The sequence below is a fragment of the Chryseobacterium sp. TQ-BC-N36 genome (assembly GCF_058382295.1).
Genome location: NZ_CM178175.1, coordinates 2,151,086 through 2,164,317, shown reverse-complemented (window position 1 = coordinate 2,164,317; position 13,232 = coordinate 2,151,086). Strand labels below are relative to the sequence as shown.

The 13,232-nt window shown below is 39.7% G+C and carries 14 protein-coding genes; 13 read left to right on the top strand and 1 reads right to left on the bottom strand.

The annotated features are described in order from the left end of the window. Positions 1 to 89 precede the first annotated feature (89 nt). The 13 genes from AC3FI7_RS09645 (at position 90) to AC3FI7_RS09585 (ending at position 11,952) form a co-directional block, all read left to right on the top strand. Positions 90 to 455: a hypothetical protein gene (locus tag AC3FI7_RS09645; protein ID WP_491461934.1), complete on the top strand. Its 366-nt coding sequence runs from the start codon at positions 90 to 92 to the stop codon at positions 453 to 455. 154 nt (positions 456 to 609) lie between these two features. Next, positions 610 to 912 (top strand): urease subunit gamma, encoded by a 303-nt coding sequence (gene ureA / locus AC3FI7_RS09640; protein WP_002977652.1) that lies wholly within the window; start codon positions 610 to 612, stop codon positions 910 to 912. 11 nt (positions 913 to 923) lie between these two features. Beyond that, positions 924 to 1,292 (top strand): urease subunit beta, encoded by a 369-nt coding sequence (gene ureB, locus AC3FI7_RS09635; RefSeq protein WP_343659214.1) that lies wholly within the window; start codon positions 924 to 926, stop codon positions 1,290 to 1,292. A gap of 1 nt (position 1,293) precedes the next feature. After that, positions 1,294 to 3,015: an urease subunit alpha gene (gene ureC / locus AC3FI7_RS09630; RefSeq protein ID WP_343659212.1), complete on the top strand. Its 1,722-nt coding sequence runs from the start codon at positions 1,294 to 1,296 to the stop codon at positions 3,013 to 3,015. Positions 3,016 to 3,128: 113 nt separating this feature from the next. Continuing rightward, complete coding sequence (locus tag AC3FI7_RS09625) at positions 3,129 to 3,776, top strand: hypothetical protein (RefSeq protein WP_142723275.1); 648 nt, start codon at positions 3,129 to 3,131, stop codon at positions 3,774 to 3,776. After that, the gene (gene ureE, locus AC3FI7_RS09620; protein WP_142723276.1) at positions 3,766 to 4,275 is read left to right on the top strand and encodes an urease accessory protein UreE; all 510 of its coding nucleotides are present in this window, start codon (positions 3,766 to 3,768) and stop codon (positions 4,273 to 4,275) included. The genes AC3FI7_RS09625 and ureE overlap by 11 nt, the downstream gene beginning before the upstream one ends. After that, complete coding sequence (locus tag AC3FI7_RS09615) at positions 4,268 to 4,966, top strand: urease accessory protein UreF (RefSeq protein WP_491461933.1); 699 nt, start codon at positions 4,268 to 4,270, stop codon at positions 4,964 to 4,966. The genes ureE and AC3FI7_RS09615 overlap by 8 nt, the downstream gene beginning before the upstream one ends. A 128-nt stretch (positions 4,967 to 5,094) precedes the next feature. Continuing rightward, positions 5,095 to 5,733: an urease accessory protein UreG gene (gene ureG / locus AC3FI7_RS09610; RefSeq protein WP_002977658.1), complete on the top strand. Its 639-nt coding sequence runs from the start codon at positions 5,095 to 5,097 to the stop codon at positions 5,731 to 5,733. Continuing rightward, positions 5,734 to 6,522, top strand: coding sequence for an urease accessory protein UreD (locus tag AC3FI7_RS09605; RefSeq protein WP_491461932.1), 789 nt, complete (start codon positions 5,734 to 5,736; stop codon positions 6,520 to 6,522). A gap of 139 nt (positions 6,523 to 6,661) precedes the next feature. Next, entirely contained in the window at positions 6,662 to 7,363 is a 702-nt protein-coding gene (locus AC3FI7_RS09600) for a hypothetical protein (RefSeq protein WP_131435156.1), read from the top strand. A 151-nt stretch (positions 7,364 to 7,514) separates the two neighbouring features. Continuing rightward, positions 7,515 to 8,408, top strand: coding sequence for an urea transporter (locus AC3FI7_RS09595; protein WP_343659205.1), 894 nt, complete (start codon positions 7,515 to 7,517; stop codon positions 8,406 to 8,408). 203 nt (positions 8,409 to 8,611) lie between these two features. Continuing rightward, complete coding sequence (locus AC3FI7_RS09590; protein WP_491461931.1) at positions 8,612 to 10,858, top strand: TonB-dependent receptor; 2,247 nt, start codon at positions 8,612 to 8,614, stop codon at positions 10,856 to 10,858. A 203-nt stretch (positions 10,859 to 11,061) separates the two neighbouring features. Then, positions 11,062 to 11,952, top strand: a complete 891-nt coding sequence (locus AC3FI7_RS09585) for a helix-turn-helix domain-containing protein (RefSeq protein WP_343659201.1) — start codon at positions 11,062 to 11,064, stop codon at positions 11,950 to 11,952. A gap of 121 nt (positions 11,953 to 12,073) precedes the next feature. On the opposite strand, the gene AC3FI7_RS09580 is transcribed toward AC3FI7_RS09585, so the two are convergent. Next, positions 12,074 to 13,180: a DNA topoisomerase IB gene (locus tag AC3FI7_RS09580; RefSeq protein WP_142723283.1), complete on the bottom strand. Its 1,107-nt coding sequence runs from the start codon at positions 13,178 to 13,180 to the stop codon at positions 12,074 to 12,076. Positions 13,181 to 13,232 lie beyond the last annotated feature (52 nt).

The window sequence follows — 13,232 nt, the reverse complement described above, 5'->3', positions numbered from 1 at the left end:
ACATTTGTTGTGATTTTGAACATTTTAAATAAATTTTTTGATAGCCGGGAGATTAAGATTGTTCTAATTTTACAACATTATTAGCAGGTATGAAAAAAAGAGTCTTATTTTTCTCTTTTGTGATATTTTTCTCAGCGTTGTGTGCAGGTCTTTTTGCACATAAAGGGAAGACTCAATCATACTCTGATATCCTTTCAAACATTCATCTTCTTCAGCAGAAATCCGATCAGCAGACCCATCCTGAAATGTACAGTTTTTCAGATGTGCAGGATGTTCAGGATTCCAATGACTGGGAGAAAGTGAAATTTGATTACTCAGTGCTTGCGCAGCAGTGGTTATACTATTTCTTTGCCGGCTACACTTACAGTACAAAGGTTGCGGCCGTTCAAAACCGTATTTATATTACAGCACCAAGGTACATCCTGTATCATTCCCTGCAGATTGCGGGCTGCTAATTCCTTTTTTAAATCGTAATGACTTTTATGGTTTGTATTGATGTGAATACAGATCCGTAAAAATCGTTTTTCCACTTTACATTTTTGAATATTTCTATTTGCCTTACAAAAGGTGAACAGGATTCTCATTGTCCAATTTTAAATAAAAAATACTATGCACTTAACACCGAGAGAAACGGAAAAGCTTATGCTGTTTCTGGCAGGCGAACTCGCTCTGAAAAGAAAGGCAAGAGGCCTTAAATTAAACTACCCTGAATCCATAGCACTCATCAGCCACTTCCTGCTTGAAGGTGCAAGAGACGGGAAAAAAGTAGCCGAACTGATGCAGGAAGGCGCTAATCTTCTTACTAAAGAGGATGTAATGCCCGGAGTGGCAGAAATGATCCACGATGTTCAGATTGAAGCCACGTTCCCGGACGGGACGAAGCTGGTAACCGTACACAATCCCATCCGTTAATACCTATTCATATGATACCAGGAGAAATTTTTGTAAAAGAAGGGACCATTATCTGCAATGAAGGCAGAGAAACGGTAAAAATAAAAGTAACCAATACAGGAGACCGTCCTATTCAGGTAGGTTCACACTTTCATTTTTTTGAAGTTAATAAAGCGATGAGATTTGACCGCGAAAAAGCCTTCGGAAAAAGGCTGAATATTGTAGCAAGTACTGCAGTACGTTTTGAACCGGGAGAAGAAAAAGAAGTGGAATTGGTAGAAATAGGAGGGACCAAAAAAGCAATGGGCTTCAATAATCTTGTGGACGGACAGGTAGATTCCGACGAACAGAAAAGAGCGAGCCTTGCAAAAGTTGAAGAATTAAACTTTAAAAATCATTAAAATGAGCTTACACGTAGACAGAAAACAATACGCTAATATATTAGGTCCTACAGCCGGAGATAAAATCAGGCTGGGTGATACTGAAATTATCATTGAAATCGAAAAAGATTTCACCCACTACGGAGACGAAGCCGTTTTCGGAGGCGGAAAAACCGTTCGTGACGGGATGGGACAGAATGTTACGGCGAAAAGAGATGAAGGTGTTTTGGACCTTTGTATCACAGGTGCAGTAATCATTGACCACTGGGGAATTGTAAAAGGAGATATCGGAATCAAAGATGGAAAAATCGTAGGAATCGGAAAAGCAGGAAATCCTGATACAATGGATGGTGTATCACCCAATATGATTATCGGGGCATCAACGGAAGTTCATGGAGGAAAGGGTTATATCGTAACGGCTGGAGGCATTGATACTCACATTCACTACATCTGCCCTCAGCAGATCGAAACATCTCTTTACAGCGGAATTACCACAATGATTGGTGGTGGTACAGGCCCAAATGACGGAACCAATGCTACCACAGTAACTCCCGGGAGATTCAACATGCAGAAAATGCTTGAAGCAGCAGAAGAATATCCTATGAATCTTGGTTTCTTCGGAAAAGGAAACTGCTCGGCAGAAGAACCTATTGAAGAACAGGTAGAAGCAGGTGCTTTGGGAGTAAAAATTCACGAAGACTGGGGAGCGACTCCTGCCACCATTGATGCCGCACTGAAAGTTGCAGATAAATATGACGTTCAGGTGGCCATCCACACTGATACTCTGAATGAAGGAGGATTTCTTGAAGATACGATGAGAGCAATCAACGGAAGAGTAATCCACACCTTCCACACCGAAGGGGCAGGTGGAGGTCACGCACCGGATATCATTAAAGCAGCCATGTATCCCAATGTATTGCCGGCTTCTACAAATCCTACACGTCCTTACACGGTCAATACAATTGATGAACACCTGGATATGCTGATGGTTTGTCACCACCTAAGTAAGAACATTCCTGAAGATGTGGCGTTTGCAGACTCACGTATCCGTCCGGAAACCATTGCAGCAGAAGATATTCTTCATGACATGGGAGTTTTCAGTATTATGAGTTCAGACTCTCAGGCGATGGGAAGACCGGGAGAAGTGATCACCAGAACATGGCAGACTGCAAGCAAAATGAAAGAGCAGAGAGGTGCCTTGGATGAAGATCAGAATGCAGATAATGATAATTACCGTGTCAAAAGATACGTGGCCAAATATACCATCAACCCGGCCATTGCCCATGGTATTTCAGAATATGTGGGATCTGTTGAAAAAGGAAAACTGGCGGATCTGGTAATCTGGAAGCCTGCATTATTTGGAGCAAAACCGGAAATGATCGTAAAAGGCGGATTTGTAATCGCTGCTAAAATGGGAGATCCAAACGCGTCCATACCAACACCTCAACCGATTATTTACAGAAATATGTTCGGAGCCCACGGAAAAGCTAAGTTCGGGACTTGTGCCAACTTCGTTTCCCAAATCTCTATTGATAACGGAACAATTGCTTCTTACAAGCTGGAAAAAATGATTCTTCCGGTGAAAAACTGTAGAAATATTTCCAAAAAAGACCTTATTCATAATGATAAGACACCTTTAATTGAAGTGAATCCTGAAAACTATAAAGTAACGGTAGATGGAGAATACATCACTTGTGAACCTGCGGAAACACTTCCTTTAACACAGTTGTATTACTTGTTCTAAGATAAATTTTAGGAATAAAACCTAACAGGTTTCAAAAACCTGTTAGGTTTATTTAACAACAAAAAAAGATTTATCAGTCCATATTTTAAAACAATTATAGAACTAAGTATAGAATGAAATATTTAAATAAAACAGTTTTTTCTCTTGCCATAGCCGGTATATCTATGCTGTCAGGAAATCTGAATGCTCAGTTTCTGGGCGGGCACAGGCTTAAAAGTGATGAAGACGGACCAAAAGGTCAATTCATGGTTTACGGCTCGTTGGATTACTCAAAAATCACTACACCATCAAGCAGCAGCAGTACCGTTTCCAGTGCACCGCTTGGATTGGGTTATTTTATAAATAATAATGATCTTGTCGGGGTTAATTATGCCTACTCGCAGAATACGGTTGATCACAATGTAGTTTACAAACAGAATGAAGCGGGAATCTGGTATAGTCCTTCATTAATGCTTGGAAAATACTTTGTATTGATAGGGCAGGTAGATGCTCATTATGTTTGGGGACAGCAATTGTCAACAGCGGCTGATGCGATGCAGAACTTTAACGGATTTCGCCTTCGTGCTTATCCCTTGATCGGAATATTACTTGGAGGAGGCTGGGCACTGAAATTCAAATTTGCAGAACTGTCTATGCTTCAAACTAAAACAAAAGAAGAAGGCTGGACGAAAAGCTATATAGCAGGAATCAGTGGTTCAACATTCGGGGTAGGAATCTCCAAAAACTTAGACTTCAGAAAAAAATCCAACAATGATCATTAATCAAATCATAGGCAATCTTGCTGAAAATCCTACGGACAAAACCATAGATTATCTTGATCTGGAATGGTTTGAAACCACCAAAAGAATCCAGCGCAAAAAAACCAGACAGGGAACTGATGTTGCCATCAAATTTCTCAGAGAAGGACAGCGCTTACGTGAAGGAGATATTCTTTTTGAGGATGCAGAAAAAATAATTGCAATCAATGTTCTGGAAACAGAAGCTATTGTTATGTCGCCCACTTCACTGCTTGAAATGGGTACCGTATGTTATGAGATCGGAAATAAACATATTCCGCTTTTCATTCAGAATGATCAAGTATTGCTTCCTTTTGAAATGCCGATGTTCAGATGGCTGGAGGCAAGCGGTTTCAAACCGGAAAAGCAATCTGTGAAGCTGCTGAATCTTCTTAAATCCAATGTAGAGCCCCACGGACATGGCAGTCTTGGATCCACAATCTTTACCAAAATCTTAAAAATGGCAGCCCCGAAAGATGAATAACAGCAACATAAACTTCCTGTCAGGACTGCTTCATCTTGCAGATCCTACACTTCCCATTGGGGGCTATACCCATTCCAACGGACTTGAAACCTATGTGCAGGAAAGGATTGTACATAATTTAGCGACCGCGAAAGAATTTGTACAGAATATGCTTCAGTACAACCTTAAATTCAATGATGGAGCTTTTGTAAAACTGGCTTATGAAGCAGCTGGAAAAGGAGATCTACAGGAATTGTTACTTCTTGATAATGAGTGCAACGCTATAAAATGTCCGAAAGAAATCCGCCAGGCCAGTCAGAAATTGGGCCTCAGACTGATTAAAATTTTTAAGAGAAGAGAGAATTTTCCCCTTATGGAAGCATTTGAAAAGGCAGTCCGGCATAAAGAAGCGAACTCCCATTACTGTATTGTGTTCGGGGTGTATGCTTATCTGATGAAAATTCCTTTATACGAAGCACTTTTGGGATTCTATTACACTTCAGTAGCGGGAATGATCACCAATGCTGTAAAACTGGTTCCTCTTGGGCAGCTGGACGGACAGGATGTTCTTTTTTCTCTTTACCCTGTGATGGAAAAAACAGCTTTAGAAACGATAGAACTGGACAGAGACATGGTAGGGCTTTGTAATACAGCCTTTGACATCCGATGTATGCAGCATGAGAGATTGTATTCAAGGCTTTATATGTCCTAAAAAGGTAAAAGGTAAAAGAGCAAATTGGCGAATTGCTCTCTGCTGAGTGAAACGCCCTTGCGATCGAAAAATATTCACAATCAAAAAAACTTAGCGCACATAGCGTTAAAAAATAAAATTTAAATAAAATGGAAAACAGAAAATATATAAAAGTAGGAGTAGCAGGACCTGTAGGGTCAGGAAAAACTGCATTACTGGAACGTTTAAGCAGAAAATTATTCGGGACTTATGATCTTGGAGTGATTACCAATGATATTTATACCAAAGAAGACGCTGAATTTATGGCAAAAAACAGTCTTCTTCCTCACGACAGAATTATCGGAGTGGAAACAGGAGGGTGCCCGCACACAGCCATCCGTGAAGATGCAAGTATGAATCTTGAAGCAGTGGATGAACTGGCAGCGCGTTTCCCTGAGATAGAGCTGGTTCTTATTGAGAGTGGAGGGGACAATCTTTCAGCGACATTCAGTCCGGACCTTGCAGACGTTACCATTTTCATTATCGATGTAGCAGAGGGAGAGAAGATTCCAAGAAAAGGAGGTCCTGGTATTACAAGATCTGATCTGTTGATTATCAATAAGATTGATCTTGCCCCTTATGTAGGAGCCAGCCTTGAGGTGATGGAAAATGACGCCAGAAGAATGAGAAAAGGAAACCCTTTTGTCTTTACCAACCTGAAAACAGATGAAGGGCTGGATAAAGTAATAGGTTGGATCAAAAAATATGCTCTTTTAGAAGAAGTTGAAGAACCGAACCTGGTAAGATAAATGGACAGTCATTTAAAAATTGTTGCAGGATTCAAGGGAGGAGAATCCTATGTAAAAGATCTCTATGTCTCGCTTCCTTTCAGGGTAGTTTCTGTAGGGCAGAGAAAAAATGACAAAAAGCTCTATCAGATGGTGATGAGCTCCTCCCCGGGAATTCTGGATGGAGACCACTATCATTTGGATGTTACGCTTGAAAAAGGAGCCGCGCTTCAGCTGCAGTCACAATCTTATCAAAGGCTTTTCAATATGCAGGACAAAGCGCTTCAGGAACTCAATGTCTCTATGGAAGATGAAACTTCTTTTGCTTACGTTCCTCATCCTATCGTTCCTCACGAAGATTCCAATTTTAAGAGTAAAGCGAAGATTCATATCGGGAACAACAGCCAGATCATCATCAGTGAGATCATTACCTGCGGAAGAAAACATTATGGGGAAGTCTTTAAACTGAAGCGTTTTCAGAATGTAATGGAAATCTATCACAACAATAAGCTGGTTGTAAAAGATAATGTCTTGATTCAACCTGATATGATCCCGATCAGCAGCATCGGAAATCTGGAACAGTATACTCATCAGGGAACTCTGATCTTCTGCAGTACGAAGGAAAATGTAGACAAAAACGGATTGGTTGAAAAAATAGTTGAAGCATCCGCGCAGCATCATGAACAAATGGAAGTAGGGGTTTCTGCAATGGATGACAATGGTTTTGTAGTAAGAGCTCTGGGACATGGAGGAGAATTGATGTACAACTTCTTCCTGCATATTCAGGAAATCCTTTGGTCTTTAGAATAAAAATTAAAATGATTCTTTATTTAAGTTACAGAGAAAATATTCAATAGAGGCGGGCTTTAGCCCGCAATACTAAAGATATGCTTCCATTGGCTTTAGCCAAAACTTAATAGAGAACAGAACAGCAATAGATAAATAGAAAATGGACAGTACAGTTTGGGCACTTCTTTTAAGCGCCGTTTCAATAAGTTTTATACACACCGCTTCAGGGCCGGATCATTACCTGCCATTCATAGTGATCTCAAAATCTAAAAAATGGAGTGGAATGAAAACCGCAGTATTAACGGTTGTTTGTGGACTCGGTCATGTATTGAGCTCACTGATTTTAGGTTTTATCGGGGTGTTTCTAGGGTGGCAGCTGAATAAGATTTCATGGTTTCAGGATATCAGGGGAAATTTTTCTGGATGGGCACTGCTGATTTTCGGAGGCGTTTATCTGATATATGGTCTCATTCAGGCAATCAGAAACAAACCTCACAAACATTTTGATGTGATGGGTGATGATGTCTATGTATATGAACATAATCACAGTGAAGTGGTAATGCCTCAGAAAAGAATAAAAGTAACCCCGCTTGTATTGTTCATGATTTTCGTGATGGGGCCCAGTGAACCTTTGATTCCCTTGTTATTTTATTCAGGAGTAAAACACTCAATGTCTGAAATTGCCGTACTGGTAATTTCTTTTACTGCAACTACAGTATTAACTATGCTTGGAATGGTTCTTCTGGGACGTTATGGATATTCAACATTATTCAATACCGAAAGACTGGAAAGATATATGGGAGTGGTAAGCGGAGCTGTAGTTACTGTTTGTGGTGTCGGAATGGTCTTTCTTGGATGGTAAAAGGGTTTCAGGATGCGGGATACGAGGTGCGTGGTAGAGTTTGAGGGTAAAAGAGTTTGAGAGAAAAGTTTTATTTCCTTCTAACCTCTACTACCTAATCCAAATCATCAATACATTTTACATCATACAAAATACATTATACAAAAAAACTATGGACGAATTTTTCAAAAAACTACCTTTTTTAGACAATATATTAAAAGGAATCGGGCAGATTATGCTCCAGGAAAACAGATGGACCGGGCTTCTGTTTCTCATAGGAATCTTCATGGGAAGCTGGCAGTGCGGAGTTGCGGTATTGCTTTCAACAGCAGCCGGAACTTTTACTGCAACGAGGCTTAAATACGATCAATCTGAAATCAATGCGGGACTGTACGGTTTCAGTGCAGCGCTGGTGGGAGTAGCATTGGCATTTCTTTTCCAAACTACGGTATTGATCTGGATTTTGATCCTATTAGGTGGAGCATTGGCTGCCGTTATCCAGCATTTCTTTATCCAGAAGAAAATTCCGGTGTTTACTTTTCCTTTCATCATTATTACATGGGTATTGGTTTTTGCATTGCGTCATTTTACCCACATTCCACCTTCTGCCATGTTAAGCAGTGAAGTAGTTCCTACAGAATATGATGACTTTCTAACATGTACCAATGGGTTTGGTGAAGTAATCTTTCAGGGAGGGGTACTTTCAGGAATGATTTTCTTCCTGGCTGTTTTCATCAGTTCTCCGGTAGCAGCGTTATATGGATTAGTCGCATCCATTCTTGGTGCAGGATTATCACAACTGAATGGAGAACCCATCAAAGAAATCCACATGGGATTATTTGGATTCAACGCGGTGCTTTCCGCTATCGTTTTTTCCGGAGTCAGAAAAACAGACGGCTTATGGGTGCTTATTGCAGTTCTTATTACCATTGCCATTGATGATTTCTTAATAGACAATCATTGTCTGGATATCGTTGGCGGAGTATTTACTTTCCCGTTTGTAGCCGGAACCTGGATTACACTTTTAATTCAGAAGGCATTTCTTAAAGTGAAATCTAATGGTTAGAGAGTGGGAGAGTTTGAGGATATGAGAGTTTTAGAGTGGAAGATTGTTTAAAGTTCAAGATTTAAAGTTCTTTTACGATGATTGACGATTCACTTGCGGAGCAAAATTCACTATTGCTATTCCTCTGACTCCTAACCTCTGGTTTCTAACTTCTAAAATCATTAATACATTATACATTTTACATTGTACAAAAAAAATAAAAAATGAAAATAACAAAAATAGCAGCTGCATTTCTGGTCATGGCATTCAGTGGAAAAATGATGGCTCAGGAAGCAGAAAAACAGTTGCTGATAAAAGATGCAGATGACAAATTTCCCATTGCGGATGCTTTGGTAAAATATGACAACGGAAACAGCCATACCCATACAGGACCGGACGGCACATTTGCCATTCCTGTAAAATCCCTTCCTGATACCCTTGTGATCAGCCGTCAGGGGTATGATGAGGTAAAATGGGTGGTAACCAATGATGAAGATAAAAATAAAGTTATTTTTTTACAGCATAAGCCTTTTCAGATTTCCGAAGTAGCTATCAACCACAGTTCATTTCTATCAGCCATTACCAAGGTTGATCTGAATAAATTTCCGGTAAACTCAGCGCAGGATCTGTTGAGAAAAGTTCCGGGACTTTTTATTGCACAACACGCCGGAGGAGGAAAAGCAGAACAGCTTTTTTTAAGAGGATTTGATGCTGATCATGGTACCGATGTAAGTGTAAATGTAGACGGAATGCCTGTGAATATCGTTTCCCATGCCCATGGACAGGGATATTCTGACCTGCATTTTGTGATTCCTGAAACGGTAAATAATATCGATTTTGGAAAAGGAGCATATTATATGGACCGTGGGGACTTTAATACGGCGGGGTATGTGGATTTTCAGACGTACAACGGTTTGAAAAACAGCATGATTAAACTGGAAGGAGGTTCTTTCAATTCAAAAAGAGTATTGGGAATGTTCAATATTCTCCATGATGATCTTGGGCGTAAAAATGCATATGTGGCGGCAGAATATAACTATACTGACGGACCTTTCGATGTAAAGCAGAATTTTAACAGAGTCAATATTTTTGGAAAGTACAATCAATGGATTACGGATAACGACTATTTTAATGTCCAGTTCTCTACATTTAATTCTTCCTGGAATGCTTCAGGACAGATCCCGGAGCGTGCCGTAGATGAAGGAATTATAGGAAGGTGGGGAAGTATAGATCCTACAGAAGGCGGAAAAACTTCAAGAACAAACCTTCAGATGAATTTTAAGCATCTTATTTCTCCTTCCGAACAGATTGATGCTATGGCATTTTATTCAAAGTATAATTTCAATCTGTATTCCGACTTCACCTTTAATTTAAAAGATAAAGATCATGGAGATGAAATCCAGCAGACCGATGGAAGGAATATCTACGGAGCCGAAGTAAAATATACCAAAACTTTTTCCTTGGCAAACAGTTCTTTAAACTGGACTTCAGGAATAGGCCTGAGAAATGATGATATTAATACTCTGCAGCTTAATCATGTATATCACAGAGATATGCTGCTTGACAGATTATCAGACGTGACGGGAACAGAAACCAATCTTCATGCTTATTCAGGGATAGTATGGAAAACCGGAAAATGGAGGATCAACCCGGCTTTGAGAGTAGATCATTTTATTTTCAATCTGCATAATCTGCTGGATGCAGAACTGCTGCCATCAGGACAGTCAAAAGAAGCAACAAGACTGAGTCCAAAACTGAATTTCTCCTATGCTCAGAATGACAATGTGATGTGGTTCCTGAAAACAGGAATGGGCTTTCATTCCAATGACCTGAGAGTGGTTGTTCCCAATAAGAATGAAAATACCCTTCCATACTCTATCGGAGCAGATTTTGGGGTGAGGTTGCATCCATTCAAATCACTGATTATTACACCAGCATTATGGTATATGGATCTGCAGCAGGAATTCGTGTATGTAGGAGATGATGCTGTGGTAGAGCCTTCAGGGAAATCAAGACGTTTCGGGGCAGATCTTGGAGTTCGTTTCCAGCCTTTGGAAAACTTTTATCTGAATGCAGATATCAATTATTCCCATGCCAGATTTACTGAAGAAGAAAAAGGACAGGATTATGTTCCGCTGGCGCCGGTAGTTACCAGCACAGGATCGGTAAACTGGGATTTCCTGAATGGCTTTTCTTTGGGGCTTCAGTACAGATATCTGGGAGCAAGGCCCGCCGTGGAAGATAACAGCATCAGAACCAAAGCCTATTTTGTGAATGATCTGATGCTTTCCTATAACCGTCAGAAATGGGGTGCCAATCTTCAGGTCAATAACCTTTTCAACGTAAAATGGAACGAAGCACAGTTTGCCACCGAAACTCAGCTGAAAGGAGAAGCAGAACCTGTTACAGATCTTACCTACACGCCCGGAAGTCCTTTTGGAGTGAGAGTAGGAGTGTATTATAAGTTCTAGCGTATAATGTATAATGTATAATGTATAATGTATAATGTATAATGTATAATGTATAATGTATAATGTAGCGACGGTAAATTGTTTTCTGGATTAAAAATAAAAACGATGGTTCAGATAATGTCATTCTCATACATTGTACATTTTACATCCGACATTGTACAATAATATAATTTCAGCATTAAATTTGTAATAATCAATTCATTATGGAAGTATTATCCAATTTTCAATACAAGAAGCTCTTTCTTCCGAATATTACGGAAAAAATATTGGCCAACAATGCTGATATACAGCTGTACCGGATAGAAAATTATCTTAAAGGAATTCTGATGCCGGTAATTCCGTACCGTACAACTTTCAATTTTATTATTTTCGTTACCAACGGTCACATCAGGCAATACCTTGAAAATAAAGAATACCATGCTGAAAAAGGGGGCGTGATCTTTATCAAACAGGGGACAATCACGGCAACTGTTGAATTATCCGATGATATTGAAGGTTTCTTTCTTGCTTATGAAAATAATATTCTGTCTGAACAGGAACTGCCCAAACATAAAAGCAGTATTTTTTTCATGACACCCTTCCTGAATCTTGACAGCCTGACATACGGAACCATTACCCAGCTTCTTCCCATCATGGAACAGGAATTATGGCTGAATAACCTTAATACCAATGATGTAGTGGTAACGATGCTTCATCTCATATTGATCAAAATGCTGATCACGGATTCTGATACTCACCATAAATCGGCAACACGCCCAATGGAGTTGTCCCTGCAGTTCCGGGATTTACTATTTAAATATCATGTAGGAGAAAAGAGAGTGGCATTTTATGCTGATAAACTGTCTGTAACGGAAAGTTATCTGAACAAATGTGTGAAAGGTGTTACCCAAAAATCCCCGAAACAGTGGATCAACGAGATTGATATCAATTACAGTAAAGCATTGCTGCACTCCAGCAAAGATATTGCAGAAATTGCCTACGAACTGAACTTTCATACTGCCTCCCACTTTACCCAGCTTTTCAAAAAGATTGCAGGCATAACCCCTAAGGAATACAGAATACAGTTTTTGAATAATAATAGGATTTCCGTTTGATATGAAAAATAATTAAATATCAATGGTCAATTTTGCTTCGCAAGTGAATAGTCAATTGGTTAATGAAGTACAGAATAAAAAATTCACTGCGAAGCAAATTCACTATTGATTGGAAAACTTCCTACATCCTCTCATTTTCCAGGATTTTCAGAACCAGCCTTTCTTCCTTTGTAAGATCAGCTTTTCCGTCATTTTCTTCAATAACTTCCAGTTCGTCAAGATACTTTTTGATCGTATTGTTTTCGTAAAGGTTGATCACTAAAGGATGAACGTAATACTTTCTGCAGACGGCCGACGTATTCCCCAGATTTTCTGCAACGATGTCCAGAGCTTCTTTTACTTTCTTTTTATACTGAGTGTCATTTTCGGCATACCCGATTTCCCTGAAGGCGATCAAAGCACTTACCGTTCCGGACCATGTCCTGAAGTCCTTAGCTGTAAAATCCTCACCACTGATCTCTTTGATATACTCATTCACCATACCGGAATCTACAGAATGGCGGTTTCCTTCATCATCAAAATATTGAAAAAGCTCTTTACCGGGAATATCCTTACATTTCTGAATGAGCCTTGCCAATCTTTTACTCCGGAGATCAACATGGTGCATGACTCCCTTCTTTCCTTTAAAAGAAAAAGTGATCTTTTGCCCTTTCACCTGTACATGTTTGTCTTTTAATGTAGTGAGCCCGAAAGAACCATACAGTTTTTCATAGACATTATTGCCGATACGGATATTGGTTCTCTGCATGAGACTGACAATTAAGGCAAGGATTTTTCGCTTTTCAAAATTTCTCAGCGCAAGATCCTGCTCTACATGCAGGCGGATATTGGGTAATGAATATCCGAACTGAAGCATGCGGTAAAATTTTGTGTGATTTCTCAGAGCGCTCCAGAGAGGATGGTAACGGTATTGTTTTCTTTTTTTGACATCAAAACCTGTTGCCTGAAGATGTCCGTTTTCCAGCGCACAGATCCATACATTTTCCCAGGCGGGCGGAATGACCAGTTTATTAATCCTGGTGATTTCCTCTTTGTCTTTTATTTTTTCACCATCCCTGTAATAGGAATATTTCTTTCCTGTTTTCTTACGGGTAATTCCGGCGGTCTCTGCATCGGTGGTATATACAAGATGTACCGCCTTTGCAGAAGCTTCCGGATCCTTCATGATCTTAACAATTTTTGAAGGTTTCAGGTGAGAAATGATTTCCAGGTCTGTATTCTTCTCCATAAAGCATGGTTAAGAGTTTTTACCCCTCGAAAAAATCAGTAAAAGAATCCCT